This is a genomic window from Aeromonas sanarellii (assembly GCF_000820085.1).
GTDB classification, from domain to species: Bacteria; Pseudomonadota; Gammaproteobacteria; order Enterobacterales; family Aeromonadaceae; genus Aeromonas; species Aeromonas sanarellii.
This window is the reverse complement of the sequence record NZ_CDBN01000087.1, coordinates 13646-40265: the sequence shown is the minus strand read 5'-3', so window position 1 is coordinate 40265 and position 26620 is coordinate 13646. Positions and strand designations below refer to the sequence as shown.

Sequence of the window (26620 nt, the reverse complement as noted above, 5' to 3'; positions counted from 1 at the left end):
CAGAGACTAGGGTAGATGGCGGCTGTGACCCCATCTTAGGCGCGCCAAAGCGCTGTCGCCGCGGTGAGAGCTGTCGCAGCCCGGACGCAGCGATGGACGCGGGATGGAGGAGTCAGCCCCCGCCTGCGCTGGTGCAGACGCAGGGGACGGCCCCGTCGCAGGTGAAATGGGCGGGAAGGATCAGGGCCTGACGGGAGCGACCGAGTGACGGTTGATCAGGGTCGGAGTGTAGATGCGGCTCTGCACCGACTCGCTCTCCCCCGCAGCGAGCTGCAATGCCAGCTTGGCCGCCTGCGCCGCCATCAGCTCGATGGGATAGCGCATGGTGGAGAGCTTGGGCCGCAAGTATCTGGCGTAGATGATGTCATCGAACCCCACCACCGAGACCTCCTCCGGCACCTTGAAGCCGTTGTCCGCCAGCACCGAGATGGCCCCCGCCGCCATGGCATCGTTGTAGGCCACCACAGCCGTGATGGGCAGCCCCTTGGCCAGCAGGTTGAGCATGGCGCGCTCCCCACCCTCCTCATTGGGCATGCCGCTCTCCACCAGCTCGGGATCGGCGCTCAACCCCGCCTCGGCCAGGGCGTCCTGATAGCCTTGATGGCGCAGCAAGGCATCCTCGATGGCGTGATCCGAGCTCAGGAAGGCGATGTGGCGGTGCCCCAGCTCCAGCAGATGGCGGGTCGCGGTCGCGGCCCCCTGACGGTTGTTGAGGGCGATGCAGCGCCCCCGCAGGCTCGGGATGTCGCGGTTGATCAGCACCATGCCGGGGGCCCGCAGGGCATAGTCGATGAGTTCCTCGTCGCCGAGCGCCTTGCTGTGCACCACCAGCGCCTCGCAACGCTTGCCGATCAGCAGCTCGATCGCTTCCCGCTCCTGCTGGGCTCGGTGAAAACCATTACCCATCAGGAGGTGCAACCCCTGCTCGACCGCCACCGTCGCCACCCCCTTGACCAGGGCACCGAAGAAGGGATCGGCCACGTCGCCCACCACCACGCCCATGGTGTCGCAGGTCTGGCTGACCAGGGCCCGGGCGTTGGCGTTGGGGGTGTAGCCCAGTTCGGCCATGGCCTTCAGCACCACCTCGCGGGAGGCGGCGCTGGCCTTGGGTGAATTGTTCATCACCCGTGAAACCGTTGCCACCGACACATTGGCCAAACGGGCGACATCCTTGATGGTGCTCATGCTGTTTTCACTTATTTCACGGTTCGATATGACGCATTATACCGGGCAATGTCCCTGATAACAGGGGAAAAAGTCACCACACGGCATTCGTGACGACAAAAACAAGTGTAATCGTTTACACAAAACCGTTAACCGGATCACAGTTTACCTTCCAACCCCTCGGCTAGACTCCTTCTCAGACTTTCCTGTGTGAGGATCCAAGGGTGGAGAAGAGGATGAAAGTACTGGTCACCGGCGGTTGCGGCTATATCGGCAGCCACACCTGCCTGGCCTTGCAGGCCGCAGGCATGGAGCCCGTGGTGGTGGACAACCTGTGCAACAGCAAGACCGGCGTGCTGACACGCATCGCCGCCATCAGCGGGCAGGCGCCCGCGTTCTACCAGGGGGACATCCGCGACCCGGCCCTGCTGGATCGCATCTTCGCCGAGCAGGAGATAGGGGCCGTGATCCACTTCGCCGCCCTCAAGGCGGTCGGCGAGTCGACCCGCATTCCCCTCGACTACTACGACAACAACCTCGGCGGCACCCTGGTGCTGCTGCAGGCCATGAAACGCGCCGGGGTCCACAACCTGGTGTTCAGCTCCTCGGCCACCGTCTACGGTGACCCGGCAAGCGTGCCCATCCGCGAAGACTTCCCCCGCAGCGCCACCAATCCCTATGGGCGATCCAAGCTGATCATCGAGGAGATCCTCGAGGATCTGCAGGCTGCCGAGCCCCACTGGAGCATGACCCTGCTGCGCTACTTCAACCCGGTCGGCGCCCACGAGTCCGGCACCCTGGGAGAGGATCCCCAGGGCATCCCGAACAACCTCATGCCCTTTCTGACCCAGGTCGCCATCGGTCGCCGTGACTGCCTCTCGGTGTTTGGAAACGATTACAAAACCCCGGATGGCACAGGGGTACGCGACTACATCCACGTGATGGATCTCGCCGAGGGCCACGTCAAGGCGCTGCAGCATTGCACCCACAAGGGCGGCGTCCATGCCTACAACCTGGGCACCGGCCAGGGCCAGAGCGTGCTGCAGATGGTGGCGGCGTTCGAGGCGGCCAGCGGCCGCCCCCTGCCCTATCGCATCGAGCCAAGGCGCCCCGGCGACATCGCCGAGTGCTGGGCAGACCCGGCCAAGGCCGAGCGTGAGCTGGGCTGGCACGCCAGCCGGGATCTCGCGGCCATGTGCGCCGACAGCTGGCGCTGGCAGTCCGCCAACCCGAACGGTTACGAGGAGTAGGCCCCCGGCCTCTCCATGACGATTCTCCCAACTCATTGACTGGAGTGATGATGTTCAACCCCGTTGATCACCCCCACCGCCGCTTCAACCCGCTGACCGGCCAGTATGTGCTGGTCTCCCCCCACAGGGCCAAGCGCCCCTGGCAGGGTCAGGTCGAGAAGGTGAGCCAGGCGCCGAGCCTGGCCCACGATCCCGACTGCTTCCTCTGCGCGGGCAACAAGCGCGTCACCGGCGATATCAATCCCGATTACCAGGGCACCTTCGTCTTCACCAACGACTTCGCCGCCCTGATGCAGGACACTCCGGCCGCCAGCGGCGAGCAGGATCCCCTGCTGAAGCTGGAGGCGGCCCGTGGCACCAGCCGGGTCATCTGCTTCTCGCCGGATCACGGCAAGACACTCCCCGAACTGGAACTGCCCGCCATCGAGGCGGTGATCCACACCTGGATGGATCAGGTGGCCGAGCTGTCGGCTCAGTGGGAATGGGTGCAGGTGTTCGAGAACAAGGGCGCCGTCATGGGCTGCTCCAACCCCCATCCCCACGGCCAGCTCTGGGGCAGCGACTTCCTGCCCAACGAGATCGCCCGGGAAGAGGAACACCAGCGCGCCTGGCTGGCCGAGCACGGCCGCCCGCTGCTGGTCGACTACGTGGAGCGCGAGCTGCAAGACCGCTCCCGCATCGTGGTGGAGACCGAACACTGGCTGGCCGTGGTACCGTTTTGGGCCGCCTGGCCGTTCGAGACCCTGCTGCTGCCCAAGCGCCATGTTCCCTCCCTGCTCGGCCTCACCCCTGAGCTGCAGCAGGATCTGGCCATCGCGCTCAAGGAACTCACCAGCCGCTACGACAACCTGTTCGAATGCAGCTTCCCCTACTCCATGGGCTGGCACTTCGCCCCGCCGCGCTCGGACTGTCCCGAGGCCTGGCAGCTGCACGCCCACTTCTACCCGCCCCTGCTGCGCTCCGCCACCGTGCGCAAGTTTATGGTGGGCTTCGAGATGCTGGCCGAGACCCAGCGCGACCTTACCCCGGAACAGGCCGCCGAGCGCCTGCGTTCCCTCTCCCCCGTTCATTACAAAGCCAATGAGGTAACCCCATGACCCCCAGCCAACGCGTCAGCGCCGTTTTTGCCGAGCAGTTTGAACAGCAACCCGACCTGCTGGTGCGCGCCCCAGGCCGCGTCAACCTCATCGGCGAGCACACCGACTACAACGACGGCTTCGTGCTGCCCTGCGCCATCGACTACGAGACCTGCGTCGCCATCGGCCGCCGCGCCGACAACCTGGTACAGGTGGTGGCGGCCGACTACGGCAACCAGCGCGACCTGTTCGATCTGGACCGGCCCATCGCCCATCATCCGGATCAGCGCTGGAGCGACTACATCCGCGGCGTGGTGAAGTGCCTGCAGGAGCGCGGTTATGCCCTGCGCGGCCTCAATCTGGTGGTCTCCGGCAACGTGCCCCAGGGTACCGGGCTCTCCTCCTCCGCCTCGCTGGAGGTGGCCATCGGCCAGGCCTTCAAGGAGGCGCTGGGGCTCGACATCGGCCAGGCCGAGATCGCCCTCAACGGCCAGCAGGCGGAGAACCAGTTCGTCGGCTGCAACTGCGGCATCATGGATCAGATGATCTCCGCCAGCGGCGAGCGCGACCACGCCCTGCTGCTGGACTGCCGCTCCCTGGAGACCCGCCTCATCCCCATGCCGACCGATCTGGCGGTGCTGATCGTCAACTCCAACGTGCGTCGCGGCCTGGTGGACAGCGAATACAACACCCGTCGCCAGCAGTGCGAGCACGCCGCCCGTCACTACGGGGTCAAGGCGCTGCGGGATCTGGATCTGGCCGCCCTCGAGGCAGGCAAGACCGGGCTGGACGAGGTGAGCTATCGCCGCGCCCGCCACGTGGTGGGCGAGAATGCCCGCACCCTGGCCGCCGCCGATGCGCTGGCCAGCGGTGATCTGGTGCGCCTCGGCGAGCTGATGGGCCAGTCCCACGCCGCCATGCGCGACGACTTCGAGATCACCGTGCCCGCCATCGACGGTCTGGTGGAGATCATCAAGGCCAAGATCGGCAGCGAAGGCGGCGTGCGCATGACTGGTGGCGGCTTCGGCGGCTGCGTGGTCGCCCTGCTGCGCCCGGAACAGGTGGACGAGGTGATCGCCACGGTCGAGGCCGAATACCCGGCTCGCTTCGGGCTCCAGGCCGACTGCTATGTCTGCCGCGCCAGCGCTGGCGCGGGGGTGCTCTGATGACCGAATACTGGCTGCAAAGCGAGGCCGGGCTGCGGCTCGGCGTGCTCGACTACGGCGCGACCCTGACGGCCCTTGAGGTAGCGGTCGGCGAAGAGCGTCGCAACGTGCTGCTGGCCTGCGAGCCCGCCGACTACGCCAACCAGAGCGCCTATCTCGGCGCCATGGTCGGCCGTTTCGCGAACCGCATCGGCAACGCCCGTCTGGAGCGGGATGGGCAGGAGTGGCCGGTCGACGCCAACGAAGGGACCACCTGCCTGCACGGCGGTCGCCACTCCCTGCACAACCGGGAGTGGCAGGTGGCCGAGGTCGCGGCGGATCGCCTGCGCCTGCGCACCCTGCTGGCCGACGGCGAGCAGGGCTTCCCCGGCAACCTGGCCGTCGAGCTGGAGTACCGGCTGGAGGCGCTCGATCTGGTGATCGAGATCAGCGCCACCACGGATGCACCGACTCCGGTCAACCTCACCAGCCACGCCTACTTCAACCTGGATGGCGGTGACGTGCGCGACCACAGCATTCGTATCGCCGCCGATCGCTACCTGCCGACCGACGAACGCTCGCTCCCGCTCGGCAAGGCCGAGGTGGACGGCCCCTTCGACCTGCGCCAGACCCGCCGCATCGGCGCCGACTGGCAGGACCATCCACAGCTGGTACGGTGCCGTGGCTACGATCACTGCTTCCTGCTGGACGGGCCGCAGGATGAACCCGCCGTGACCCTGATCTCGGGCGACCAGCGCCTTTGCCTGGAGATGTACACGGATCAGCCCGGCGTGCAGCTCTACACCGGCAACTGGCTGGCCGGCACCCCGGTCCGTGGTGGCGGCGAGTGGCAGAACTATCAGGGGCTCTGCCTGGAAGCGCAGCAACTGCCGGACAGCCCGAACCGCCCCGAGCTCGGCGATCCCTGGCTGCTGCCCGGTCAGACCTATCGCCATCAGACCCGGTATCGCTTGATCCCGACGAACAAATAGCCCCCCTCAGCAGGCTGCCATCTCCCACAGGCGTTGGCAGCCTGCCGCCAGCTAATATTATTAGTTGGTTCTTTCTCACCAGTCATGACCCGCAAGATCAGGGGCTCCCGCCGCGTGATCCCCCTCGTGCTCGACTTCTGTGGCTTATCACCGCGGGATCGATGCGAACCGCGCGTCTCTAAGCGATAGTGCAACCGGGGAGCTCATTTTGTGACTGAGCACCAACTTCTGCCCTTCCTCCTTTGCCATCGCGAAAACCAGCTAATAAAATTAGCTAATCAAAATAAACTTTAGCGAGAGGTTCCGATGGCGGTACAACAATGGACGATCGAGCAGGCCAACGCCTGGTATGACGAGCAGCCCTGGCTGCTGGGCTTCAACTATCTGCCCCGCACAGCGGTCAACTGGACCGAGATGTGGCAGGCCGAGACCTTCGATCCCGCCACCATCGATCAGGAGCTGGGCTGGGCCAGCGAGCTGGGCTATAACACCCTGCGCACCAACCTGCCGTTTATCGTCTGGCAGCACGACCGCGACGGCCTGATCGCCCGCATCGAGCAGTTCCTCGGCCTGTGCGCCAAGCACGGCATCCGCGTGATGATGACCCTGATGGATGACTGCGGCTTCTCCGGCGATCACCCCTATCTGGGCAGCCAGAAACCGCCGCGGGACGACGTGCACAACAGCCAGGCGGCGGCGAGCCCAGGCCGCAACGTCGTCATCGATCCGACCCAATGGCGCGATCTGGAGCGTTACATCCGCGATCTGGTGCGCACCTTCGCCAATGACGAACGGATCTTCATCTGGGATCTCTACAACGAGCCGACCAACCGCGGCATCTTCGCGGAGGGCGATGTGGAGGTGCGCTTCGACGAGGCGCTGGAGACCTACGCCCACTATCTGATGGAGCTGGCGTTCGTCTGGGCGCGGGAGGAGAACCCCACCCAGCCGCTCACCGTCGGCGCCTGGCACGCCCCCTACAGCATCGGTCAGGGTGACTCGGAATTTACCCCGGAAAACACCTTCACCCACCCCACCGACCGGCGCGCCATGGAACTGTCTGACGTCATCAGCTTCCACTCCTATCAGCGCATGGAGGGGTTGAGGATCTCACTGGAGGTGGTTGGCAGCTATCGCCGCCCGATCTTCTGCACCGAGTGGCTGGCACGCCATGTCGGCAGCGTGGTGGAGCAGCAGTTGCCCCTGTTCAAGGAGCTGAAGATTGGCGCCTATCAGTGGGGCCTGGTGAAAGGCAAGACCCAGACCCACCTGCCCTGGCCCTTCGTCCGCAATATCGACCCCGATTTTCGCCGGGTCTGGTTCCATGACCTGCTGGAAGAGGACGGCACCCCCTACTCCGCCAGCGAGACGGCGCTTATCCGCACATTGACCCGCGCATAACACCAACAGGACGCCACAGAGGTGGCGCCCTTCGCAACCCATTCATGTCGTAGAGGTTGGCAGATGACAGACCAGAAGATACAAAATAGAGAGCTGGCGGGATATTTCAGCTACGCCGTCGGGCAATGCCTGAGCTTCGGCCTGGTGGGCTCCTTCATTCTCTATTTTTACACCGATATCCTTGGAATATCGCCCGCTGCGGCCGGGGCCATTTTCCTCGTCGCCCGTATTTGGGATGCCATCAACGATCCCCTGATCGCCGGCTACATGGACACACTGAATTTCAAGCGCGGCAAATTTACTCCCTACATGCTGTTCGTGCCCTTCCTGATCGCGGGCGTCACCGCCCTCAGCTTCATCGGGCTGGATCTGCCGATGGCGACCAAGGTGGCCTATGCGGCGGTGACCTATATCGCCTGGGGCATGATCTACACCCTCTCCGATGTGCCGTTCTGGACCATGTCGTCTGTCATGAGCCAGGAGCCGCAAGAACGCGCCAAGGCCGTGACCGTGGCCATGCTGGGGGTCAACATCGGCATCGGCGGGGCCTCCATCATCTTCCCCAAGCTCACCGAGCTGTTTGCCGCCACCAGCAGCACCAAGGGCTACATGGAAGGCGCCATCTGCCTGATGCTGATCGCCCTGCCGCTGATGGTGATCGGCGCCAGCCAGATGAAGGAGCGCGTCAGGCCCAATCCGGATGACAAGATCACCATCCGGGACTCCTTCCGCGTCCTGCGCTCCAACAAGCCGCTGGCCTATGTGCTGGGCTCCTTCTTCTGCAACGTCTTCTTCAACCTGGCGACCGGGCTCTACATCTTCTTCTTCACCTACAACATGGGTGACGCCGGACTGCTCTCTGTGATGGGGACCATAGGCGTGGCCACTTCCATGGCCTGCATGCTGGTGCCGGTATTGACCAAGCGCTTCAGGAAGCGCGATCTCTTCCTGATGCTCACCATGCTGGAGATCGCCCTGCGCGTCGGCTTCTACACGACGGGTTACGACAACCTGATGCTGGTGTTCGGCTTCCTCGCCCTGATCCACGCCGCCAACGTCATCACCAACCCGCTGATCTCCGCCATGCTGAGCGAGACCATCGAATATGCCGAGCTCAAGTCCGGCCGCCGCTGCGCCGCCATCGCCTTCTCCGGGCAGACCTTTACCGGCAAACTGGCCTGGGCCATCGCGGGCGGCATCTCCGGCACCCTGCTGATCTGGCTCGGCTATCAGCCGAACATGGCGCAGACTCAGGCCACCATGGACGGGCTCTTCATCTGCATCTCGCTGGTGCCGATCGTGGGCAGCGTCATGCGCGTCATCATCATGACCCGTTACAACTTCACCGAAGAAAAGCATGCGAAGGTCCGTCATGCCCTGCTGAAGTGGCGCTCCACCAACGCTATTTAACCGGACAATACAAAGATGCGGCGGGCCGGATCATCATCTGGCCCGCCCTCCGGCCATCACCGCCCCCATCGCTATCGAGGAACCTGATTATGCCGCCCCTGTTCTGGCCCGGAGCCATCGCCCTGTCACTCTCCCTGGGGGGTCTGGTGCTCTGGCTGGATGATGCCTATCTCGGCCTGTGCGCCGCCTTTCTCACCACAGGCTCCTTTGCCCTGCAAGTTGTCCACATCCTGAAAACCCGGGAGACCAAGGCCATCTCCCTCGGCATGTATCTCGCCTTCGGCTGTGGCGTGCTGCTGTGGCTGGTGTACGGTCTGAAGATTGGCGATAGACCGGTCACCATCGCAAACAGCATCACGCTGGCGCTGGCCAGCACCGTGCTGCTGCTCAAGCTGCGCAACGAGTCGCGTACCTGAGGTTCCGATGGAAAAGAACGGGCTCATCTGGTCGCGCCCACCATCCGGAATGTGAAGCTCAAGCCGACCAGCCGCTTCCCGCCTGCGAACAGGCCGCCTTGACGACTGGCTGTTCCGGGCGCCAGCAACTGTCCAGCAGGCCTCCAGCGAGACGCCGAGCATCCGGTTGCAGCGGGCCGATGTCAGATAAACACTGACGCAGACTCAGAAGGGCGACGACGTGCTTTAGAAGAGAGAGAAAAATGTTTTTATCTCAATCCCATGCCGTGGTGCCAATCCCAGACAAACGCCACGCCCCCTCTCACGACTCATGCACCAACCGCTGGCTGGATGTCCGGATAAAGAGCTCCCCCTCCAGCTTCATCACGGGGGCAATCGGTCTCTCCCCCTGCGCCAGCTGCATCAGGGTCTCCACCGCCAGCTTGCCCATTTCGTCGTAGGGCAGCTCGATGGAGCTCAGCGGGGGGACCATCTCGTTGGCCAGCATCTGATTATCGTGACCAGCCACCAGGATATCTTCCGGAATGCGTAACCCTGCCTCCGCAATGGCCTGATAACAGCCCTGCGCCATGTAGTCGCTGCAGCAGAAGATACCGTCGGGTGCCTGGGGGAGTGCCAGCAACTGCCGCGTCTGCTCATAGGCCTCGTGCAAGGACCAGTTAGCGACGCGCACCAGTTGTGGGTCCGGGATCACGTCATGATTGATCAGCGCCTGGCGATACCCCTCCAGCCGCAGGTTGTTGGCCTCCATCCAGGGTTCTCCCTGAATCAGCGCGATCCGCCGGCAGCCCTGCGCCAACAGGTGTGCCGTCATCTTGTATCCCCCGAGCTTGTCGGCAGGCAGGATGGAGGGGCGATCGGGTGAGCCTGATGCCTCCAGATAGCAGTTGAGCAGGACGGTGGGAACCTGGGGAGAAAGCTCCATCTCGGGGAGCTGCCGCGTCATCGAGGAAGCAAAGATCATCCCCATATAGTCTCCCTGATTGATCTCCTGCTCGATCAGCTCGGTGAGATCCCGGCTGTTGCGATAATCGAAGGTCACCAGCATGCGATCGGCCTCCCAGGCGCGTTCATTGCAGGCATTGATCGCATCCAGGAAGGGGTCATAGAGGGTGAGCCCGTTGAATACAAAGGCAATCTTGCGAGGAGCCGGACCCTTGGGCTGATGCTCCACCCGCTTGTGCTGGTAGCCCAACTCGGACGCCTTCTCGATCACCCGACGCCTCGTCTCTTCGGAGAGCTTCACCGCGGTAGAGCCATTGAGCACCAAGGAGACGGTGGATTGGGAGACGCCTGCCGCGGCGGCGATGGCACTCATGGTTATGCGTTTCTTGTTCATCGATATGGCCATTGATTACGGGCTGTCCCTGTCGCCCAGGTAATATTATTAGTTATTTTTTTCTCGCCAATCATAACCCAGGGAACAGGGGGGAGCCAGCCAAGTTATCGCCCTCACCATGGCGTCATTCGGCTTGCACCGTTCACTCGACAGGTGCCGTGCGGTGAACCGCGACGGCGAAACCCGAGATTGGAATGAGCCCTGATCAGGCTCATTTTGTGACCAGCCACCAAATTTCACCCTTCATCCTTTGCCATCAGCATGATTAGCTAATAAAAATTAGCTAATCAAAAACAAAGATTAGCAATGGGGAGTCTCGATGGCGGTACAACAGTGGTCCACAGACCGGGCCTGGCAATGGTGGAGCAGGCAACCCTGGTTGAGAGGGTTCAATTACTTGCCCAGAACCGCCGTCAACTGGACGGAGATGTGGCAGCGGGACACCTTCGATCTCCCGACCATCAGGCAGGAGCTGGCCTGGGCCAGAGAGGTGGGCTACAACACCCTGCGCACCAACCTGCCCTTCATCGTCTGGCAGGCAGACAGGGATGGTCTGATCGCCCGCATCGATCATTTTCTCGCGACAGCGGCCGCAGAAGGGATCGGCGTCATGCTGACCCCCATGGATGATTGCGGTTTCTCCGGCGATCACCCCTACCTTGGCCCGCAGAAAGGGCCTGTCGAGCAGCTGCACAACAGCCAGGCAGCGGCAAGCCCAGGGCGCAACGTCGTCATGGATATTACGCAGTGGCATGAGATTGGGCGTTATATCAAGGACATCGTCGGCACCTTTGCCAAGGACGATCGCATCCTGGTGTGGGACCTCTACAACGAGCCGACCAATCGCGGCATCTTCCGCGGCCCCGGTCTGTCTGAAGAGTTCGATCCGGCCATGGAGCCCTACAGCCACCACCTGATGGAGCTGGCCTTCACCTGGGCACGCGAAGCGGATCCCAGCCAGCCGCTCACCGTCTGTGCCTGGCATGCCGCCAACCACTTCAGCCCGGATGAGCCCATCTTTGCCCATCCCACCGACATCCGGGCCATGGAGCTGTCAGACGTGATCAGTTTCCATGCCTATCAGCCCCTGGCGCTGCTGGAAAAGAGCCTGGCAATAGTCGCGGCCTATGAGCGCCCCCTGCTCTGCACCGAATGGCTCGCTCGCCACGCCCAGTCCTTCATGCATGAACAACTGCCCCTCTTCAAGGAACGGAAAATCGCCTGCTACCAGTGGGGGCTGGTCAAGGGGAAAACCCAGACCCATCTGCCCTGGCCCAATATCCAGCGCGAACTCCCAGAGTATGCGGACACCTGGTTCCACGACCTGCTCGAGGCGGATGGCTCCCCTTATGACGGACGCGAAGTTGCCCTGATCCGGTCCCTGACCGACGAATAAAAAACCCTCCGGGGCGATCCACCAGGCATCGCCTCACCCTACGCATAGAGGTCACATGATGAAAAAGATGAAGCTGCTGGCATTGCTGGTCGCGGGCGCGACGCTCTCTCCCGTCACCCTGGCGCAGACCACACTGCAATACTGGACCCTGCTCAACGGCGGCGACGGCGCCCGCATGAAACAGCTGGTCGACGGTTTCAACGCCAGCCAGGGCGACTACAGAATAGAGACCACCACCCTGAACTGGGGCGAACCCTTCTACACCAAGCTCAAGACCGCCTCCGCCATGGGTAGCGGTCCGGACATGGCCACCATCCACCTCTCCAAGATCTCCGGTTTCACCCAGACCCAGGGCCTGGAGCCCATCACGGCACAGGCGATGCAGGCCGCCGGCTATGACAGCGGCAAGCTGTTCCCGCTGCTCTGGAAACAATCGAACGTCGATGGCAAGACCTATGCGCTGCCCATCGATACCCATGCCCTGGTGATCTACTACAACAAGTCCATCGCGGCCAAGGCCGGCCTGCTGGACGAGCAGGGCAAGCTCAAGCCCATCACCTCGCTGGCACAGTTCGACGCGGCGCTCAAGAGCGTCAAAGATCAGGGCGCCATGGGGCTGAGCATGGAGACCTCTCCCATGTCCTATATGCCGTACCGCCTCTGGCTCTCCATGATCACCCAGCAGGGGGGCAAGACCATAGAGAACAACAAGTTCGTCTACGGTGAGGCAGGCCAGAAGGCCATGGAGGCCATGGCCAGGTGGTATGCCGACGGCTACGCCACCAAGGGGCTGGATTACGCCTCTTCCACCACCGAATTCATGACGGGCAAATCCGCCTTCATGCTCAACGGCGTCTGGGAGCTGCCCTCCGTCACCGACGGCATGAAGGGCGGCAGGCTCGGCTTCGAGGTGGGGGTTGCCTCGCTGCCCTCCTTCTTCAACGGCGTGCAGGCGGCCTGGGCCGACTCCCATGCGCTCGCCATTCCGAACAACAAGGGCAAACCCATCTCGGCCGAGAAGATGAAAGGGGTCGCCCGGTTCGCCACCTACATCAACCAGCAGGCCATCACCTGGGCCGAGGGCGGCCATATTCCGGCCTATGAACCGGTAGTGGAGACCAAGGAATTCAAGGAGATGCCGCTGCTCGCCGACTATGTCAGCGACACCGCCAGCCACATCGTCTATGACCCGGACGGCTGGTACAGCGGAGCCGCAGGCCCCCTGCAGGCCACCGCCTCCAAGTACTTCCCTGCCGCCCTGACCGGTCAGCTGCCCACCGAAAAGGCACTGCAGATGTTCGAGCGCGACGCGGGCAAGTTCATGAGCCGCCCGGCCCGTTAATGACCCCGGGGCAGAGGGTCACCCCCTGCCCCTCCGTTTCTCCCATTCCAGGCTCGATCGCAGACATGGATCATAAAGACACTACCAGAACCCCCGCCGGCAGCTTGGGGGCCCTCATGACGCCCTGGCTCATGCTGGCCCCCTTCCTGCTCGCCTTTTTGCTCTTCTTTGTCATTCCGGCCCTGCAAACGTTGCAGTTGAGCTTTACCGACAGCGGGCTGACCGAGACCCACGGCTATGTGGGCCTTGCCAACTATGTTGAGCTGCTGCAAGACCCGAGCTTCTGGGATTCGCTGCTGCAAACCGCCTACTTCGCCCTGCTCACCGTGATCCCCCTGACCGCCCTGGGGCTGGTGATGGCGATGCTGATCAACCGGCTCACCCGCTTCGCCGGCCTGGTGCAGGCCATCTTCTTCATCCCCAATATCTTGCCTATCGCCGTCATGGCGATGATAGGCGGATGGATGCTGCACCCCACCTTTGGGGTGGTCAACCTGATCGCGGGCACCGAGATCGCCTGGTTCAACGACCCGGACTTCGCCATGCCCATGGTCGCGATGGCGACCATCTGGTGGACCGTCGGCTTCAACGTGCTGTTGTTCCTCGCTGCGCTCAAGAACATCCCGCAGGACCTCTACGAGGCGGCCCGGCTCGACGGCGCCTCGGAGTGGGGCATCTTCCGTTACATCACCTGGCGCCAGCTGCGCCCCGTGACCGTCATGGTCTTCGGCCTGCAACTGGTGGCCTCCCTGAAGATCTTCGGCCAGACCTACCTGCTGACTGGCGGCGGCCCCTTCGACAGCACCAAGGTCGTTCTGCACTACATGTACGAGACCGGGTTCGTCAACCAGAACGCCGGCTATGCCTCGGCCATCGCCGTGGTCTTCGTGCTGATCGTCTTGCTCATTCTGGTGCTGCAATCCCTGGCTAATAGATTCATCAATCGTCGAGGCTAAGATGAAGAGCAAACTGACATTTACCGCCTTGCTGGCCATCTCATTGACCCTGCTGCTCTGCCTGTTGTGGGGCGCCCCGCTGCTGTGGGCCATCAGCACTGCGCTGCGCCCGGAGGAGCAGACCGTCGCCGGGCTGCAGTGGTTGCCCGACCCCGTCACCCTCGATGCCTTCATCAAGGTGCTGACCCTGGGGGATCTGCCCATCTTCTTCATGAACAGCGTGTTCACCTCGCTGGCGGTCACAGTGCTGACGCTGTCCGTCACAGTGCTGGCCGCCTACAGCTTCTCCCAGCTCCGCTTTCGGGGGGCAAACCTGCTGTTCTGGTGCTGCATGTTCGGCATCATCTTCCCGTTCGAGGCCCTGGTGATCCCGCTCTTCCGCCAGATTTATCACCTCGGACTGGCCGACTCCCTCGGGGGCGTGATCCTGCCCCAGGTGGTGTCGCCCATGGTGCTGTTCGTGCTCAAGCGCTTCTTCGATCAGATCCCCAAGGACTTTCGCGAGGCGGCCATCCTGGATGGCGCTCGGGAGTGGCAGGTGCTGCTGCGCGTTTATCTGCCCCTGTCTCGAAACATCATCTATGCCATGGCGATCATCACCTTCATGGGGGCCTGGAACAACTTCCTCTGGCCGTTCCTGGTGGTGAGCTCCACCGAGAACATGACCATCCCCATCGGCCTGACCCAGCTCAACGACACCTACGGGGTGCGCTATGCCCAGAACATGGCCTCCGCCCTGATAGGTGGCCTGCCGGTCGCCATCCTCTACGTCATATTCCAGAAACGAGTCGCATCGGGCTTCCTCGCTGCCACCGGTCTCAAGGGTTGACCATTCACGGGCCCGCCGAGGCGAGCCCCTTGTTTTACGGCCAGCACGGGCCCTCGTGAGAGAACATTCATATGTCCTGCGTATTGCTTAACAACATCAAGAAGACCTATCCCAACGGCAATGCCGTCATCCACGGCGTGGATCTGGAAATAAAGCAGGGGGAATTCGTCGTCTTCGTCGGCCCCTCCGGCTGCGGCAAATCCACCCTGCTGCGCATGATCGCCGGGCTGGAGGCGATCTCCGAAGGGGATCTGCACATCGGCAACAAGCGCGCCAACGATCTGGATGCCGCCAGGCGGGGGGTCGCCATGGTGTTCCAGTCCTATGCGCTCTACCCCCACCTGACGGTGGCCGAGAACATGGGCTTCTCCCTGCTGTTCAACGGCACGCCAAAGGCGGAGATCGCCACCAAGGTGAACCGGGTGGCGGAGACCCTGCAACTGGCCCACCTGCTGGATCGCAAGCCCGCCGAGCTCTCGGGGGGCCAGCGTCAGCGGGTTGCCATCGGTCGCGCCATAGTGCGCGAACCCGACGTCTTCCTGTTCGACGAGCCGCTCTCCAACCTGGATGCGGCCCTGCGCGGACAGATGCGCACCGAGCTGGCGCGCCTGCACCAGAAGCTCGGCACCACCATGATTTACGTGACGCACGATCAGGTGGAGGCGATGACCCTGGGGGACAGGATCGTGGTCTTCAACAAGGGACACATCGAGCAGGTGGGTTCACCGCTGGAGCTCTACCAGCGCCCCGCCACCGAGTTCGTGGCCACCTTCCTCGGCATGCCAAAAATGAACCTGCTGACCTGCAAACTGGCGGGAGCAGAGGGGCAACACTGGCAGCTGACAGCGGGCAGAGGGATCGCGCTGGCCGTGCCTGAGTCCTCGTTCGACTGCACCGGCCAGCGCAGCATCAAGCTGGGGATCCGCCCCGAACATCTGCTGGTCGGTGCAGAGGGGGCGTCGGGCGCCCATCTCCAGGGCCGGGTCTCTCTGGTAGAGAACCTCGGCGATTCCGCCATCCTGCACATCAAGTGCGAGGGTCTGGAGCGACTGCTGCTGGCCAAGGTCAACACGGATCGGCGGGTACCCGCGTGCGACGAGGCCGTCTCCCTCACCGTCGCCCTCGAATACGTCCACCTCTTCGGCGAGCAGGGACAGAGCCTGCGGCGTTGAGCCGAGGGGCGGGCAAGCCTCGCCCCTTCATGGAGCATCAGTCATGTTTCGCATCCTGTTCACTCTCTTCATCCTGGTGGGAGCCATCATGCCAGCACAGGCCGGTTTGACGTTTACCAATCCCATCCTGAGTGATGGCGCAGACCCCTGGGTCGTGCGCCATGACGACGGCTTTTACTACTACACCCAGACAACCGGCAACGACATCACCCTATGGCGAACCAGAGATATCGCCGACCTTGAGCATGCCGAGCGCAAGGTGGTCTGGATGCCGCCTCAGGGCGCCGTCAACGGCTCCCACATCTGGGCGCCCGAGCTGCACCGGTTGGATGGCCGCTGGTACATCTATTTCGCCGCCTCGGCAGGGGATATGACCCGGCAGCGCATGTACGTGCTGCAATCCGAGGAGGACGACCCGTTCGGCAGCTACGCCTTCCCGCAAGATACCGACGCCGGCAAGATCTCCGATGCCAGCGACAAGTGGGCCATCGATGGCACAGTGCTGGAATACGAGGGCCAGCGCTATTTCATCTGGTCGGGCTGGGAGGGGGACGTCAACGAGCAGCAGCGCATCTACATCGCCAGGATGAGCTCCCCCTGGCGACTGGCAGGAGCGCGGGTCGAGATTTCCCGCCCCGAGCTGGCGTGGGAGCGCATCGGTACGCCCCAGGTCAATGAGGCCCCGCAAGTCCTGCTGGGCCCGGAAGGGCGCCTCTTCCTCGTCTACTCCGCCAGCGGCAGCTGGACGGACGATTATTGCCTCGGCCTGCTGACGCTGGAGGGGGAGGATCCGATGAACCCGGCACACTGGCGCAAGCAACCCGAGCCAGTGTTTAGCAAAGACGAAGGCAAGGAGGTCTACGGTCCCGGTCATAACGGCTTCTTTACCGATGGCGCGGGACAGCCCTGGCTGATCTATCACGCCGCCAAGTTCAAGGGGGCAGGCTGGAACCGCGAGATACACATGCAGCCCTTCCACTGGGACGAGCAGGGCCTGCCTCTGTTTGGCTCCCCCCTGGGGGCCGGACGCCCACGGACAGCCCCGCACTGATGGAGACCCCGATGGGGGCTTCAACGACATGGTGGGAGGAGAGCACCCTGCACTCGCCGCCCGTGAGAGAGGCCAGGATGCGGCCCGCGACAGCGCCATCGCCTCCTGAGAGGCTTTTTGTGGTTGTCGGCAGCAACCTGATGCAGGAGAGTGTCATTTGACCCACAAAATTCACCGCCTCACTCGGTGCGATGTACGGGTCATATATCGGCCTCACCACACCTCAATAATTGTCAATATGGTGGCGACATGGATTGAACATTAATTTGTTTTATTCAGCTTTAATCAAGCAAGCTGAACAGTCTTTATTATTTTCTTAGTTAAGTTCCAGTTCAGCCTAAATACTGGCAAAACACATCATCAAATTAATATGAACTGGAATGAGTCCACTTGAATTAAATAGAGAAAGAATTGTGTGAAGCGCATGGCAAAATAAATTGCTGCTGATGTTCTTGCCTGGTCTGTTTGCTATAGTCAGGCTGACTCCACAAGCATGCCTTTTTGATGCGCTTGTCTGGCAAGGTCAAAATATGCGTGAACAGGTGCCATCTATTTTGGATGTGCCATGAGGGCTGCTCGCCCCATGACAGACAAGGGTTGAGCTCACCCCAGAACAGCGACGTCAGCTCAGCGCCTGAACGCCACGCTAAGGGTCGAGGCACCTGTGATGCTTGCCTGTGACAGGCTGCTCGCCAGGCGAGGGGCAGGCAGATGTGCGAGTCGCCCCAATGCTATTTCGAAAAACGGTCAACGGATTTGCCATTATCGCGTCCTCGTTGTTAACCATTGCGATCAATGAAAGCTAGTTGCGAAGACATGCCGCCGGCAATGATGTCCTGACAATGCTCCATTCTTTTATTAAAGAATGGATAACACGGCTTCCTAAAATAACGGCCACCTGTGGCAGGCTCCCATGCCGTCACGCCGCTATTCCCATTATTTATGTTTGCAAGGCTCAACACAGAGAAGTGTCGAGTTTCAAATCGGTCAGGGAATTGACTCAGTGGAATGCTGATTGTTTTCGGCGTTACCCAATTCATCATTGTTATAAGGAAGAGATCATGAAAACCAAGTGGCTTCCAGTTGCCGTCGCCGTCGTGTCTGCGCTTTCCGCGCAAGCTGCCGTTTCTGCCGAGGCGGCCGGCTTCGATTATTACGGCTATTTCCGCTCCGGCATGGGAACGGGCGACAGCGGCTCCATGCAAGATGCCGTGGGAGGCAGCTTCCAGAAGAACAAGGTCGGCCGTCTGGGCAACGAATTCGATACCTATGCCGAGGTGGGTTTCGGCAAGGAGCTGAAGAGCGACGAAACCAAGTCCGTCTATATCCAGACCATGTTCAACATGTACGACGGCGACACCAACAGCAACATGGGGGATTCCAACTTCGGCTGGGAAAACATGAACATGCAGCTGCGCAACTTCATGGGCCTGGGTGAGACCTCCTGGGCTGGCATCCGTCAGTACAAGAAGGGCTTCGTCATCGACTCGAATGATTTCTTCTACTGGAACCAGACCAACATAGGTGGCGGTATCGAAGACATGCAGCTGGGCCAGGGCAAGCTCTCCGTCGCCGCCCTGCACCGCGACATCGCAGACAGCTACAACAACAGCGTCGGCGATCCGATAGAGGACATGATCGACTCCAACCAGCTGGACTTGCTCTACACCGACCTGCCGCTGTGGAATGGCGCCACCCTGGCCATGGGTTACAAGTTCCTGAAGGCCGATGCCACCGCGGAGCAGATCGATGCCGATCTGGGCAACCATGACTACGCCGACGGCCATGCCGTGATGCTGGAACTGAATCAGTCGCTCCTGGGAACTGGTTGGAACAAGACCACCCTCCAGTACTACGCCGACGGCTCCGCCCTGCAAGGGGTCACCTTCGGTTCTGCCGATACCCTGAGCGGCCGTGTCGAGAGCGGCAACGGCTTCGCCATCCGCAACTACGGCATCATCCCGCTGGCCGCAGACTGGGATCTGAGCCACGCCATCAACTACGCCGAAGCGAACGACATCAAGCAGTGGGATGGCGTCGAGGGTGACGCAAGCGCCTTCGCCGTGAGCGCCAAGGTGACCTACCACTGGACCGACATCACCCGCACCTATGTGGAAGCCGGTTACTTCGAGGACGAGAAGACCGAGAACGGTGACGTCGACTCCCGCAGTGGCTCCAAGACCACCATCGCCCAGGCCTTCTCCTTCGGCCGTGGCGAGCCGGAGCTGCGCGTGTTCGCCAGCTACCTCGACAGCGACAACGCCGACTGGGATGGCTCCCACGCCTTCGACAACGGCACCGCCGATGACACCTGGACCGTGGGCCTGCAAGCCAACGTATGGTGGTAACCACCCGGCCAGGATCCGCTGCCGATCCCCGTGTTCCACAGGGACGGGGCTGAGAACCGGCAGGAATTGAGGCGCGACGGGTTGGCATAGAAACTATGCCAACCCGTTGTTTTATATTGAGTTTACAATGTGTGGCCAAGCCGTGGTTGCCCCCGTCATTGCCGTTGACAACCGCGATGGCTTCTGGCGTTGTATGGCGATGCATTCAGACATCACCCCCGGCGTGCCGATGCCCGCGCCACCAACGGCTTGAGGCCTAAGGTCCTGCACATGAAAGCTGATTCAGGAGTACCCATGGATGATCCCTACCTCGCCGCGCCGGATCGTTACCAGCGCCAGGCCTACCGACCCGCCGGTCGCCACGGCCTCCGCCTGCCCGGCATCGGTCTCGGCCTCTGGCACAACTTCGGCGAAGGGAGCGATCCCGCCAGGGTGAAGGCCATGGTGCACCGGGCGTTCGATCTCGGCATCACCCACTTCGATCTCGCCAACAACTACGGCCCGCCCCCGGGCGCCGCCGAGACCACCTTCGGCAAGCTGCTCAAGGGCAGCCTGGCTCCCTACCGGGACGAGCTGATCATCGCCAGCAAGGCGGGCTACGTGATGTGGGACGGCCCCTACGGCGACGGCGGCAGCGCCAAGTACCTGTTTGCCAGCCTGCACCAGAGCCTGCGCCGGCTCGGCCTCGACTACGTGGACATCTTCTATCACCACAGGCCGGATCCCCGCACCCCGCTGGAGGAGACCTGCCAGGCGCTGGCGCTCATGGTGCGCCAGGGCAAGGCGCTCTACGTCGGCCTCTCCAACTACCCGGCCCCGCTTGCCGCCCAGGCGGCGACCCGGCTGGCGGAACTCGGCACCCCCTGCCTGGTCAACCAGCTCAAGTACTCCCTGTTCCAGCGCGATATCGAAGCCGACACCCTGCCGGTCTGCCGGGAGCAGGGGGTGGGGGTGGTCGCCTTCTCGCCCCTGGCGGGCGGACTGCTGAGCGATCGCTATCTGGCCGGCATTCCGGCGGATTCCCGCGCCGCCAGCGCCAGCCCCTTCCTCAAGCCCGAACAGATCACCCCGGACAGGCTGACCCGAATCCGCGCCCTGCACGATCTGGCACTGCGGCGGGGACAATCCCTGTCACAGCTCGCGCTGCAGTGGGTGCTGCGCGACCCCGTGGTGAGCTGCGCCCTCATCGGCGCCAGCAACCCGCAACAGATAACGAGCGCCGTCGACGCCCTGGCCCTGCCGCCCCTGGAGGAGACGCTGCAGCAGCAGATCCTGTCCGTGCTGGCGTGACGGGATGAGCCGCCGGCCCGAACCCGAGGTCATGTCAGACGGTGACGTGACCATGGCGGCGCCGGCCCCGTTCCCCGGAAAACAGGGGAGCTGCCTGCCCAGCCCCTCTCCCACAAGGCGGATCGGCCGGGTTCGCTGACACGGCCCCCAATAATCTCTGGTTGCCCGCGCGATTTTCCGCCATCATTGGCCGCCCCGACCCTGTTCGGGGCTGATTTTATCCAGACCCATCAACCAAGAGATCTGCACCATGACCGAATCCTACGCCCTGTTTGTCGCCTTCGTGCTGGGCATAGTGGAAGGCCTGACCGAGTTTCTGCCCGTTTCCTCCACCGGCCACATGATCATCGTCGGCCACCTGCTCGGTTTTGAGGGGCCCAAGGCCGCCACCTTCGAGGTGGTGATCCAGCTGGGCTCCATCCTGGCGGTGGTCGTCATGTTCTGGCGCCGCCTGTTCGGTCTCATCGGCATCCACTTCGGCCAGAAGCCGCCGAAGGGCCAGGCCACCCTGTCGCTGGTGCACATCATCCTCGGCATGCTGCCCGCCGTGGTCATCGGGCTGGTCATCCACAGCTGGATCAAGGCCCATCTGTTCGGCCCCCAGACCGTGATGTATGCCCTGGTGGCCGGCGGCATCCTGCTCATCATCGCCGAGAAGTTCCGTCCGGCGGTTCGCGCCGAGACGCTGGACGACATCAGCTACAAGCAGGCCTTCGGCATCGGCCTGTTCCAGTGCCTGGCGCTCTGGCCCGGCTTCTCCCGCTCCGGCGCCACCATCAGCGGCGGCATGCTGATGGGGATCAGCCGCCATGCGGCGGCCGAGTTCTCCTTCATCATGGCGGTGCCCATGATGATCGCGGCCAGCGGCCTGGATCTCTACAAGAGCCGTGACTTCCTCTCCATGGCCGACTTCCCCATGTTTGCGGTGGGTTTCGTCACCGCCTTCGTGGTGGCCATGATCGCCATCAAGACCTTCCTGGCGTTGATCCGTCGCCTCGATTTCATCCCGTTCGCCATCTACCGCTTCGTGGTGGCCTTCGCCGTCTACCTGGTGTTTGTGGCCTGATCACCATGCCATGGAACGAGAAAGGGACCCTGTGGGTCCCTTTTTTATTGCCATTGAGGGCTCAGTAGAGGCGATGGCTGATGCCGTTGAGCAGCCGCGACAGCCCCTTGGTGAACTGCACGGGCGCATCCTGCACCGTGTAGCAGAGGCAGCCGTCCGGGGTGTGCGGACTGTGGGCGTGGCTGGCGTCGCGCCAGATGAAATCCCCGGCCTGATAGCGGGTGTCGCCATCTTCTATGGTGCCCGCCAGCAGCAGAGTCAGCTCATAGCCCCTGTGGGTGTGCTCGGGGATGCGGCCGCCCGCCTCGATGTGGAGCAGGCTGGCGCGGGCCCCCATCTCGTCGAGCGGCAGGCTGTGCTGGCGAATGGCGCCGATGTGGCGCCACCTGGGGCCATGGTACCTGGCCAGCACCCGTGGCAGGCGGTAGCTGTGGCCCGCCACCCGCAGCTCGGGCCGGGGGCTCGCCGGGGGCTCCCGCTCGGCCGCCGTCGCCACCGGCTGATGCAGTATGCCGGCCAGCATGGCATCGAACCCGGCCGGCAGCGCCTCGTCCGGCTCGGCGGGCGCCAGGTGCTCGCGGGCCAGCTCCTCTTCGCAATCCTTGACCCGGGCGGCGCAGTCCGGGCAGAGCTCGCAATGGGCGGAGACGCCGACGGCCAGCGGCAGTGGCAGCTCGTCGGCGGCGAAGGCGCGCAGCATGAGTGCAGTCGGATGGGTCTTAATCATGGCCTTGCTCCACTTGTTCCTTCAGTTTCTGTAATGCCAGCCGGAGGCGGGACTTGATGGTACCGAGCGGCACGCCGAGCCGGTCTGCCAGCTCCTGCTGGGAGAGCTCCTGCAGATAGATGCCGCGCACCACCTGCTGCTGCGGCTCCGGCAGGGTGGCCACATAGTGGGCCATCTGGCGGGTCAGCACGGCGTCCTCGCCCCCGCTCAGGTGCTCCTCCTCCGCCCTGAACTCCAGCAGGGGCCAGATCTCCTCGGCGCACAGCTCCTCCTTGCTGGCTCGGCGGCGGCGCAGCATGTCGAAGCTCTGGTTGCGCATCACCGTATAGATCCAGGTGGTCGGCGCCCCCTTGTCGGGGTGGTAGAGGCGCGCCTTCTGCCACACCAGCAGCATGGTCTCCTGGACCAGCTCCATGGCGTTGGCCTCGCTGCCGAGGTGGCGCAGCCCGTAGCTGCGGATGCGCGGGGCGAAGTGGTGAAACAGGGTGGCGAAGGCAGCCTTGTCGGCCTGCTCGGCCACCCGGATGAGTAGAGATGTCAGATCGCCATCTGGGTTGTCCATGGGGGGCGATGTCCTGCGTGGAGCCGATTGTGGTTGGCCAGTATATGCCATTGCGCCATCCCTCGCGTGTCGTGGTCTTCACCAGTACGTGCGGGAAGGAAAAAGGATCACCCCGGACTGTCAGTGGCTGGCGACCAGCAGGCCGCTCAGCAGGGAGAGGGCGGGCTGGTTGTCCTTGGCCGCGACCAGCCACTGCTTCTGCTCCACCGGGATGGGCAGCACCTCCAGCCAGCGCTGGGCCACCCAGCTCGCGTCCTCCCAGTCCGGCTCGGGATAGAGGGCCGCGTATTCGGGGTAGTCGTTGAACACGTCCTGCAACGCCTTGGCCAGGGAGTGCTGGTCGGCCTTGAGCCGGCCGCTCTGCCAGGGGGGCAGCGGCTCCACCTCGCCGACCCGCAGGCCGTCCTGCTCCTGCCACAGATCGGTGATCCTGACCCGCTCCACCCCGAGCACTGTGATGCCGAGCAGGCCGTCAGGCAGCAGATCGAAGTCGATGATCCGCACCCGGGTGGCGATGGGATACATGTTGCGCAGCGCATCGGGCTGGCGGGGATCCAGCATGCAGAGCGCGAACTCCCGCTCCCGGGACTCGGCGATCATGCGCTGGTATCTGGGCTCGAAGATGCGCAGCGGCATGATGCCGCCGGGCAACAGGTGAGCGGAGAGTGGAAACAGTACCAGTGTCATGGGAATCGTCCTCCAGCGGCTTCCTCTAAGGATACGACCGCCGTAGGCAGCGAGATCATTCAGACCGAAACGGTATAAATAGCCCCGCAATAATCAGGGGAAAATAGCCTGGACAAGCCGCTTCGATATGCAGTAGAAATGGATAACCACCACTTATTCAAATCAATATCCTGCCATGTGGTGGAAAACGCAGTGAAATATCCGTCGCACCCACGGGTACGGGCCGTTCCTATAGTTTTCTCGGCCCGATGCGGGTAAAATTCACGCCCTTATCCAGTCAGTCATTTTTCGACGCGCAACCTCGGTGGTCAGTTATGAAAGAGCATATTCATCATCTACTTGAACAAACGGTAGCCAATCTCAAGTCTGCGGGCGTCCTGCCGGCGGACCTGGAAGCTCGCGTGCAAGTAGACCGATGCAAGGAGAAGGCTCACGGTGACCTGGCCACCAACCTGGCCATGCTGCTGGCCAAACCGGCCCGCAAGAATCCCCGCGAGCTGGCCGCCGCCATCATCGAGCACCTGCCCGCCTCCGATCTGATCGCCAAGGTCGAGATCGCCGGCCCCGGCTTCATCAACTTCTTCTTCGACACGAGCTGGCTGGCCGGCCAGGTGGAGGCCATGGTGACCAGCGCCAACGCCAACGTGCGCCTGCCCGCGCCGCAGACCGTGGTGGTGGACTACTCCGCCCCCAACGTGGCCAAGGAGATGGCGGTGCACCACATCCGTTCCACCGTACTCGGTGACGTGGCCGCCCGCGCCCTGGAGTTCCTCGGCCACAAGGTGATCCGCGCCAACCACATCGGCGACTGGGGTACCCAGTTCGGCATGCTGATCGCCTACCTGGAGAAGATGGCCAACGAGCACGCCTCCGACATGGAGCTGCGCGATCTGGAGGCCTTCTACACCCAGGCCAAGCGTCACTACGACGAAGACGAAGCCTTCGCCGAGCGCGCGCGCAACTACGTGGTCAAGCTGCAGGGTGGCGATGAGTACTGCCGTACCATGTGGAAGAAGCTGGTCGACATGACCATGGAGCAGAACCAGCGCAACTACGACCGCCTGAAGGTCTCCCTGACCAACAAGGACATCATGGGCGAGTCCATGTACAACGACATGCTGCCCCAGATCGTCGCCGACCTGAAGGCCAAGGGCCTCGCGGTCGAGAGCGAAGGCGCCACCGTCGTCTTCCTGGACGAATTCAAGAACAAGGATGGCGAGCCCATGGGGGTCATCATCCAGAAGAGCGACGGCGGCTTCCTCTACACCACCACCGACATCGCCTGTGCCAAGTACCGTTACGAGACCCTGGGCGCCGACCGGGTGATGTACTTCATCGACTCCCGTCAGCACCAGCACCTGATGCAGGCCTGGACCATCACCCGCAAGGCGGGCTATGTGCCGGAGTCCGTGCCCCTCGAGCACCACGCCTTCGGCATGATGCTGGGCAAGGATGGCCGCCCCTACAAGACCCGCTCCGGCGGCACCGTCAAGCTGGTCGACCTGCTGAACGAGGCGGAAGAGCGCGCGAGCGCCCTGCTGGAGAGCCGCAACAGCGACCTCTCCGCCGAAGAGAAGGCCGAGGTGGTCCACGCCATCGCCATGGGCGCGGTCAAGTATGCGGATCTCTCCAAGAACCGCACCACGGACTACATCTTCGACTGGGATCTGATGCTGTCGTTCGAGGGCAACACGGCGCCCTACCTGCAGTACGCCTACACCCGTATCCAGTCCATCTTCCGCAAGGCCGGCGTCGATGCCGATACCCTGAGCGGCAAGGTGATCCTGGCCGAAGAGGCGGAAGAGACCCTGGCCCAGAAGCTGATCCAGTTCTCCGACGCGATCAACGGCGTGGCTGACAAGGGGATGCCGCACCTTCTGTGTACATATCTCTATGAATTGTCTGGCAACTTTATGACCTTCTACGAAGCCTGCCCGATCAACAAGGACGGCGTGGACGAGGCGACCCGCCAGAGCCGTCTGCTGCTGTGTGCCGCCACCGCCAAGGTGCTCAAGCTGGGCCTGGGCGTGCTGGGCATCCACACCCTGGAGCGCATGTAATAGATGGCGACCCGGGATTACGTCGGCAACAGCCCGAGACGACGGGCGGGTGGCCGTAACATCAAGAAAGCGGCGCCTCGCCGCTTTCCTGTTATCCCGGCACTGCTGGCCGGGGCCCTGGTGGTCGGCTTCGGCGCCTTCCTCTACCTCATCAACGGCAAGGGGGCCGACGCCCCCACCATCGAGGAGCAGGTGAAGGCCAACAAGCCCAAGGCGCAGGGCAATGGCCTGCCCCAGGAGAAGTGGAGCTACATCGAGCGGCTGGAGAACAAGCAGGTGGACGTCATCGAGCCGCCGCCCCAGCCGGGCGTGCTGCCGCCGCCGCCCGCCGAGACCCTGACCCTGCAGCCGGAGAAGCTGCCGCAACCGGTGCCGACCGAGATCCCCCAGCCGGGGACCCCCATCGGCCAGGCCAAGCCCTACCAGCCGCAGCCGGTGCAACCGACCAAGCCGGCCACCGGTGCCCCGGTCGCCAGCGCCCGGGAACAGGTGATCGACCAGAAGGCCGAGCGTGAACGGATGGAGCGGGAGATCCGCGCCGAGCTGGAACGGGAACGAGCCGAGGCCGCCAGGGCCAAGGCCGCGACCCAGAGCACGCAAACGGCGGCCGCCGACGGCGGTCGCTACATGATGCAGTGCGCCGCCCTGCGCTCCCAGGACTCCGCGGAGTCGCTCAAGGCGCGCATCGCCTTCACCGCCGGCCTCTCCTCCAGCCTGCAGGTGGTCAACGGGGCCGGTGGCGCCGTCTACAAGGTGATGGTGGGCCCCTTCAACGGCAAGGCGGCGGCCGACGCGGCCAACCGCAAGCTGCAGGGCTCCGGCATCAGCGGCTGCATCCCCAAGAAGGGGTGATCGCCGCTTGCCAGGTACAGGGCCGGGTGACAACACCCGGCCCTGTTTCTTTCGACCCCCTTCCTGAGCCCCCCTCGTCCCTCCCCCGA

Annotated in this window: 23 protein-coding genes; 18 read left to right on the top strand and 5 right to left on the bottom strand. The window is 63.1% G+C overall.

The window, feature by feature from the left end; all coding sequences use genetic code 11:
- Positions 1 to 180 precede the first annotated feature (180 nt).
- A complete protein-coding gene (locus BN1132_RS15870; protein WP_042078755.1) occupies positions 181 to 1185 on the bottom strand; it encodes a substrate-binding domain-containing protein in 1005 nt (334 codons plus the stop codon).
- Between the two features lie 215 nt (positions 1186 to 1400).
- Here BN1132_RS15870 and galE point away from each other — a divergent pair, with 215 nt between their 5' ends.
- The 7 genes from galE (at position 1401) to BN1132_RS15835 (ending at position 8854) form a co-directional block, all read left to right on the top strand.
- Positions 1401 to 2414 (top strand): UDP-glucose 4-epimerase GalE, encoded by a 1014-nt coding sequence (gene galE, locus BN1132_RS15865; protein ID WP_042078754.1) that lies wholly within the window; start codon positions 1401 to 1403, stop codon positions 2412 to 2414.
- A 50-nt stretch (positions 2415 to 2464) separates the two neighbouring features.
- Positions 2465 to 3511, top strand: coding sequence for a UDP-glucose--hexose-1-phosphate uridylyltransferase (locus tag BN1132_RS15860; protein ID WP_042078753.1), 1047 nt, complete (start codon positions 2465 to 2467; stop codon positions 3509 to 3511).
- Positions 3508 to 4656 carry a galactokinase gene (gene galK, locus BN1132_RS15855; protein WP_042078752.1) on the top strand — a complete coding sequence of 383 codons (1149 nt, stop codon included), beginning with the start codon at positions 3508 to 3510 and terminating at the stop codon, positions 4654 to 4656. The genes BN1132_RS15860 and galK overlap by 4 nt, the downstream gene beginning before the upstream one ends.
- Positions 4656 to 5627, top strand: a complete 972-nt coding sequence (locus tag BN1132_RS15850) for an aldose epimerase family protein (RefSeq protein ID WP_042078750.1) — start codon at positions 4656 to 4658, stop codon at positions 5625 to 5627. Before galK ends, BN1132_RS15850 begins: the two co-directional genes overlap by 1 nt.
- 306 nt (positions 5628 to 5933) lie before the next feature.
- Positions 5934 to 7028: a cellulase family glycosylhydrolase gene (locus BN1132_RS15845; RefSeq protein ID WP_042078749.1), complete on the top strand. Its 1095-nt coding sequence runs from the start codon at positions 5934 to 5936 to the stop codon at positions 7026 to 7028.
- 63 nt (positions 7029 to 7091) lie between these two features.
- Positions 7092 to 8438: an MFS transporter gene (locus BN1132_RS15840; RefSeq protein WP_052447039.1), complete on the top strand. Its 1347-nt coding sequence runs from the start codon at positions 7092 to 7094 to the stop codon at positions 8436 to 8438.
- Between the two features lie 89 nt (positions 8439 to 8527).
- Positions 8528 to 8854 carry a SemiSWEET family sugar transporter gene (locus BN1132_RS15835; protein ID WP_084203018.1) on the top strand — a complete coding sequence of 109 codons (327 nt, stop codon included), beginning with the start codon at positions 8528 to 8530 and terminating at the stop codon, positions 8852 to 8854.
- A gap of 301 nt (positions 8855 to 9155) precedes the next feature.
- On the opposite strand, the gene BN1132_RS15830 is transcribed toward BN1132_RS15835, so the two are convergent.
- Positions 9156 to 10193, bottom strand: coding sequence for a LacI family DNA-binding transcriptional regulator (locus tag BN1132_RS15830; protein ID WP_042078747.1), 1038 nt, complete (start codon positions 10191 to 10193; stop codon positions 9156 to 9158).
- 397 nt (positions 10194 to 10590) lie between these two features.
- On the opposite strand from BN1132_RS15830, the gene BN1132_RS15825 reads away from it, so the two are divergent.
- The 9 genes from BN1132_RS15825 (at position 10591) to bacA (ending at position 21643) form a co-directional block, all read left to right on the top strand.
- Positions 10591 to 11589 (top strand): cellulase family glycosylhydrolase, encoded by a 999-nt coding sequence (locus tag BN1132_RS15825; RefSeq protein WP_244462956.1) that lies wholly within the window; start codon positions 10591 to 10593, stop codon positions 11587 to 11589.
- 55 nt (positions 11590 to 11644) lie between these two features.
- Positions 11645 to 12931, top strand: coding sequence for an extracellular solute-binding protein (locus BN1132_RS15820; protein ID WP_244462955.1), 1287 nt, complete (start codon positions 11645 to 11647; stop codon positions 12929 to 12931).
- Positions 12932 to 13047: 116 nt separating this feature from the next.
- On the top strand, positions 13048 to 13887 hold the full coding sequence (locus tag BN1132_RS15815) for a carbohydrate ABC transporter permease (protein WP_226989652.1): 840 nt from the start codon (positions 13048 to 13050) through the stop codon (positions 13885 to 13887).
- 1 nt (position 13888) lies between these two features.
- Entirely contained in the window at positions 13889 to 14716 is an 828-nt protein-coding gene (locus tag BN1132_RS15810) for a carbohydrate ABC transporter permease (protein ID WP_042078745.1), read from the top strand.
- 71 nt (positions 14717 to 14787) lie between these two features.
- Positions 14788 to 15888, top strand: coding sequence for an ABC transporter ATP-binding protein (locus BN1132_RS15805; RefSeq protein WP_042078744.1), 1101 nt, complete (start codon positions 14788 to 14790; stop codon positions 15886 to 15888).
- A gap of 43 nt (positions 15889 to 15931) precedes the next feature.
- A complete protein-coding gene (locus BN1132_RS15800; protein ID WP_052447038.1) occupies positions 15932 to 16939 on the top strand; it encodes a glycoside hydrolase family 43 protein in 1008 nt (335 codons plus the stop codon).
- A 1061-nt stretch (positions 16940 to 18000) separates the two neighbouring features.
- Positions 18001 to 19287 carry a carbohydrate porin gene (locus BN1132_RS15795; RefSeq protein ID WP_042078743.1) on the top strand — a complete coding sequence of 429 codons (1287 nt, stop codon included), beginning with the start codon at positions 18001 to 18003 and terminating at the stop codon, positions 19285 to 19287.
- 294 nt (positions 19288 to 19581) lie between these two features.
- Positions 19582 to 20577, top strand: a complete 996-nt coding sequence (locus tag BN1132_RS15790) for an aldo/keto reductase (RefSeq protein ID WP_042078742.1) — start codon at positions 19582 to 19584, stop codon at positions 20575 to 20577.
- Positions 20578 to 20827: 250 nt separating this feature from the next.
- The gene (gene bacA, locus BN1132_RS15785; RefSeq protein ID WP_042078741.1) at positions 20828 to 21643 is read left to right on the top strand and encodes an undecaprenyl-diphosphate phosphatase; all 816 of its coding nucleotides are present in this window, start codon (positions 20828 to 20830) and stop codon (positions 21641 to 21643) included.
- Positions 21644 to 21704: 61 nt separating this feature from the next.
- Here the strand turns inward: bacA and BN1132_RS15780 are convergent, their stop codons facing one another.
- The 3 genes from BN1132_RS15780 to BN1132_RS15770 all read right to left on the bottom strand — a co-directional run bounded on the left by BN1132_RS15780 (position 21705) and on the right by BN1132_RS15770 (position 23619).
- A complete protein-coding gene (locus BN1132_RS15780; protein ID WP_042078739.1) occupies positions 21705 to 22370 on the bottom strand; it encodes a ChrR family anti-sigma-E factor in 666 nt (221 codons plus the stop codon).
- Positions 22363 to 22932, bottom strand: a complete 570-nt coding sequence (locus BN1132_RS15775) for a sigma-70 family RNA polymerase sigma factor (RefSeq protein WP_042078738.1) — start codon at positions 22930 to 22932, stop codon at positions 22363 to 22365. The genes BN1132_RS15780 and BN1132_RS15775 overlap by 8 nt, the downstream gene beginning before the upstream one ends.
- 120 nt (positions 22933 to 23052) lie before the next feature.
- On the bottom strand, positions 23053 to 23619 hold the full coding sequence (locus BN1132_RS15770; RefSeq protein ID WP_042078737.1) for an LON peptidase substrate-binding domain-containing protein: 567 nt from the start codon (positions 23617 to 23619) through the stop codon (positions 23053 to 23055).
- A 314-nt stretch (positions 23620 to 23933) separates the two neighbouring features.
- Between BN1132_RS15770 and argS the strand changes: the two genes are divergently transcribed.
- Positions 23934 to 25679, top strand: coding sequence for an arginine--tRNA ligase (argS, locus tag BN1132_RS15765; protein WP_042078736.1), 1746 nt, complete (start codon positions 23934 to 23936; stop codon positions 25677 to 25679).
- A 3-nt stretch (positions 25680 to 25682) separates the two neighbouring features.
- Complete coding sequence (locus tag BN1132_RS15760; RefSeq protein ID WP_042078735.1) at positions 25683 to 26531, top strand: SPOR domain-containing protein; 849 nt, start codon at positions 25683 to 25685, stop codon at positions 26529 to 26531.
- Positions 26532 to 26620: the final 89 nt, after the last annotated feature.

Excerpts from the sequence above, each read along its gene's own strand:
- BN1132_RS15870 (WP_042078755.1), bottom strand. The coding sequence starts at position 1,185 with ATGAGCACCATCAAGGATGTCGCCCGTTTGGCCAATGTGTCGGTGGCA.
- galE (WP_042078754.1), top strand. The coding sequence starts at position 1,401 with ATGAAAGTACTGGTCACCGGCGGTTGCGGCTATATCGGCAGCCACACC.
- BN1132_RS15860 (WP_042078753.1), top strand. The coding sequence starts at position 2,465 with ATGTTCAACCCCGTTGATCACCCCCACCGCCGCTTCAACCCGCTGACC.
- galK (WP_042078752.1), top strand. The coding sequence starts at position 3,508 with ATGACCCCCAGCCAACGCGTCAGCGCCGTTTTTGCCGAGCAGTTTGAA.
- BN1132_RS15850 (WP_042078750.1), top strand. The coding sequence starts at position 4,656 with ATGACCGAATACTGGCTGCAAAGCGAGGCCGGGCTGCGGCTCGGCGTG.
- BN1132_RS15845 (WP_042078749.1), top strand. The coding sequence starts at position 5,934 with ATGGCGGTACAACAATGGACGATCGAGCAGGCCAACGCCTGGTATGAC.
- BN1132_RS15840 (WP_052447039.1), top strand. The coding sequence starts at position 7,092 with ATGACAGACCAGAAGATACAAAATAGAGAGCTGGCGGGATATTTCAGC.
- BN1132_RS15835 (WP_084203018.1), top strand. The coding sequence starts at position 8,528 with ATGCCGCCCCTGTTCTGGCCCGGAGCCATCGCCCTGTCACTCTCCCTG.
- BN1132_RS15830 (WP_042078747.1), bottom strand. The coding sequence starts at position 10,193 with ATGAACAAGAAACGCATAACCATGAGTGCCATCGCCGCCGCGGCAGGC.
- BN1132_RS15820 (WP_244462955.1), top strand. The coding sequence starts at position 11,645 with ATGATGAAAAAGATGAAGCTGCTGGCATTGCTGGTCGCGGGCGCGACG.
- BN1132_RS15815 (WP_226989652.1), top strand. The coding sequence starts at position 13,048 with ATGACGCCCTGGCTCATGCTGGCCCCCTTCCTGCTCGCCTTTTTGCTC.
- BN1132_RS15810 (WP_042078745.1), top strand. The coding sequence starts at position 13,889 with ATGAAGAGCAAACTGACATTTACCGCCTTGCTGGCCATCTCATTGACC.
- BN1132_RS15805 (WP_042078744.1), top strand. The coding sequence starts at position 14,788 with ATGTCCTGCGTATTGCTTAACAACATCAAGAAGACCTATCCCAACGGC.
- BN1132_RS15800 (WP_052447038.1), top strand. The coding sequence starts at position 15,932 with ATGTTTCGCATCCTGTTCACTCTCTTCATCCTGGTGGGAGCCATCATG.
- BN1132_RS15795 (WP_042078743.1), top strand. The coding sequence starts at position 18,001 with ATGAAAACCAAGTGGCTTCCAGTTGCCGTCGCCGTCGTGTCTGCGCTT.
- BN1132_RS15790 (WP_042078742.1), top strand. The coding sequence starts at position 19,582 with ATGGATGATCCCTACCTCGCCGCGCCGGATCGTTACCAGCGCCAGGCC.
- bacA (WP_042078741.1), top strand. The coding sequence starts at position 20,828 with ATGACCGAATCCTACGCCCTGTTTGTCGCCTTCGTGCTGGGCATAGTG.
- BN1132_RS15780 (WP_042078739.1), bottom strand. The coding sequence starts at position 22,370 with ATGATTAAGACCCATCCGACTGCACTCATGCTGCGCGCCTTCGCCGCC.
- BN1132_RS15775 (WP_042078738.1), bottom strand. The coding sequence starts at position 22,932 with ATGGACAACCCAGATGGCGATCTGACATCTCTACTCATCCGGGTGGCC.
- BN1132_RS15770 (WP_042078737.1), bottom strand. The coding sequence starts at position 23,619 with ATGACACTGGTACTGTTTCCACTCTCCGCTCACCTGTTGCCCGGCGGC.
- argS (WP_042078736.1), top strand. The coding sequence starts at position 23,934 with ATGAAAGAGCATATTCATCATCTACTTGAACAAACGGTAGCCAATCTC.
- BN1132_RS15760 (WP_042078735.1), top strand. The coding sequence starts at position 25,683 with ATGGCGACCCGGGATTACGTCGGCAACAGCCCGAGACGACGGGCGGGT.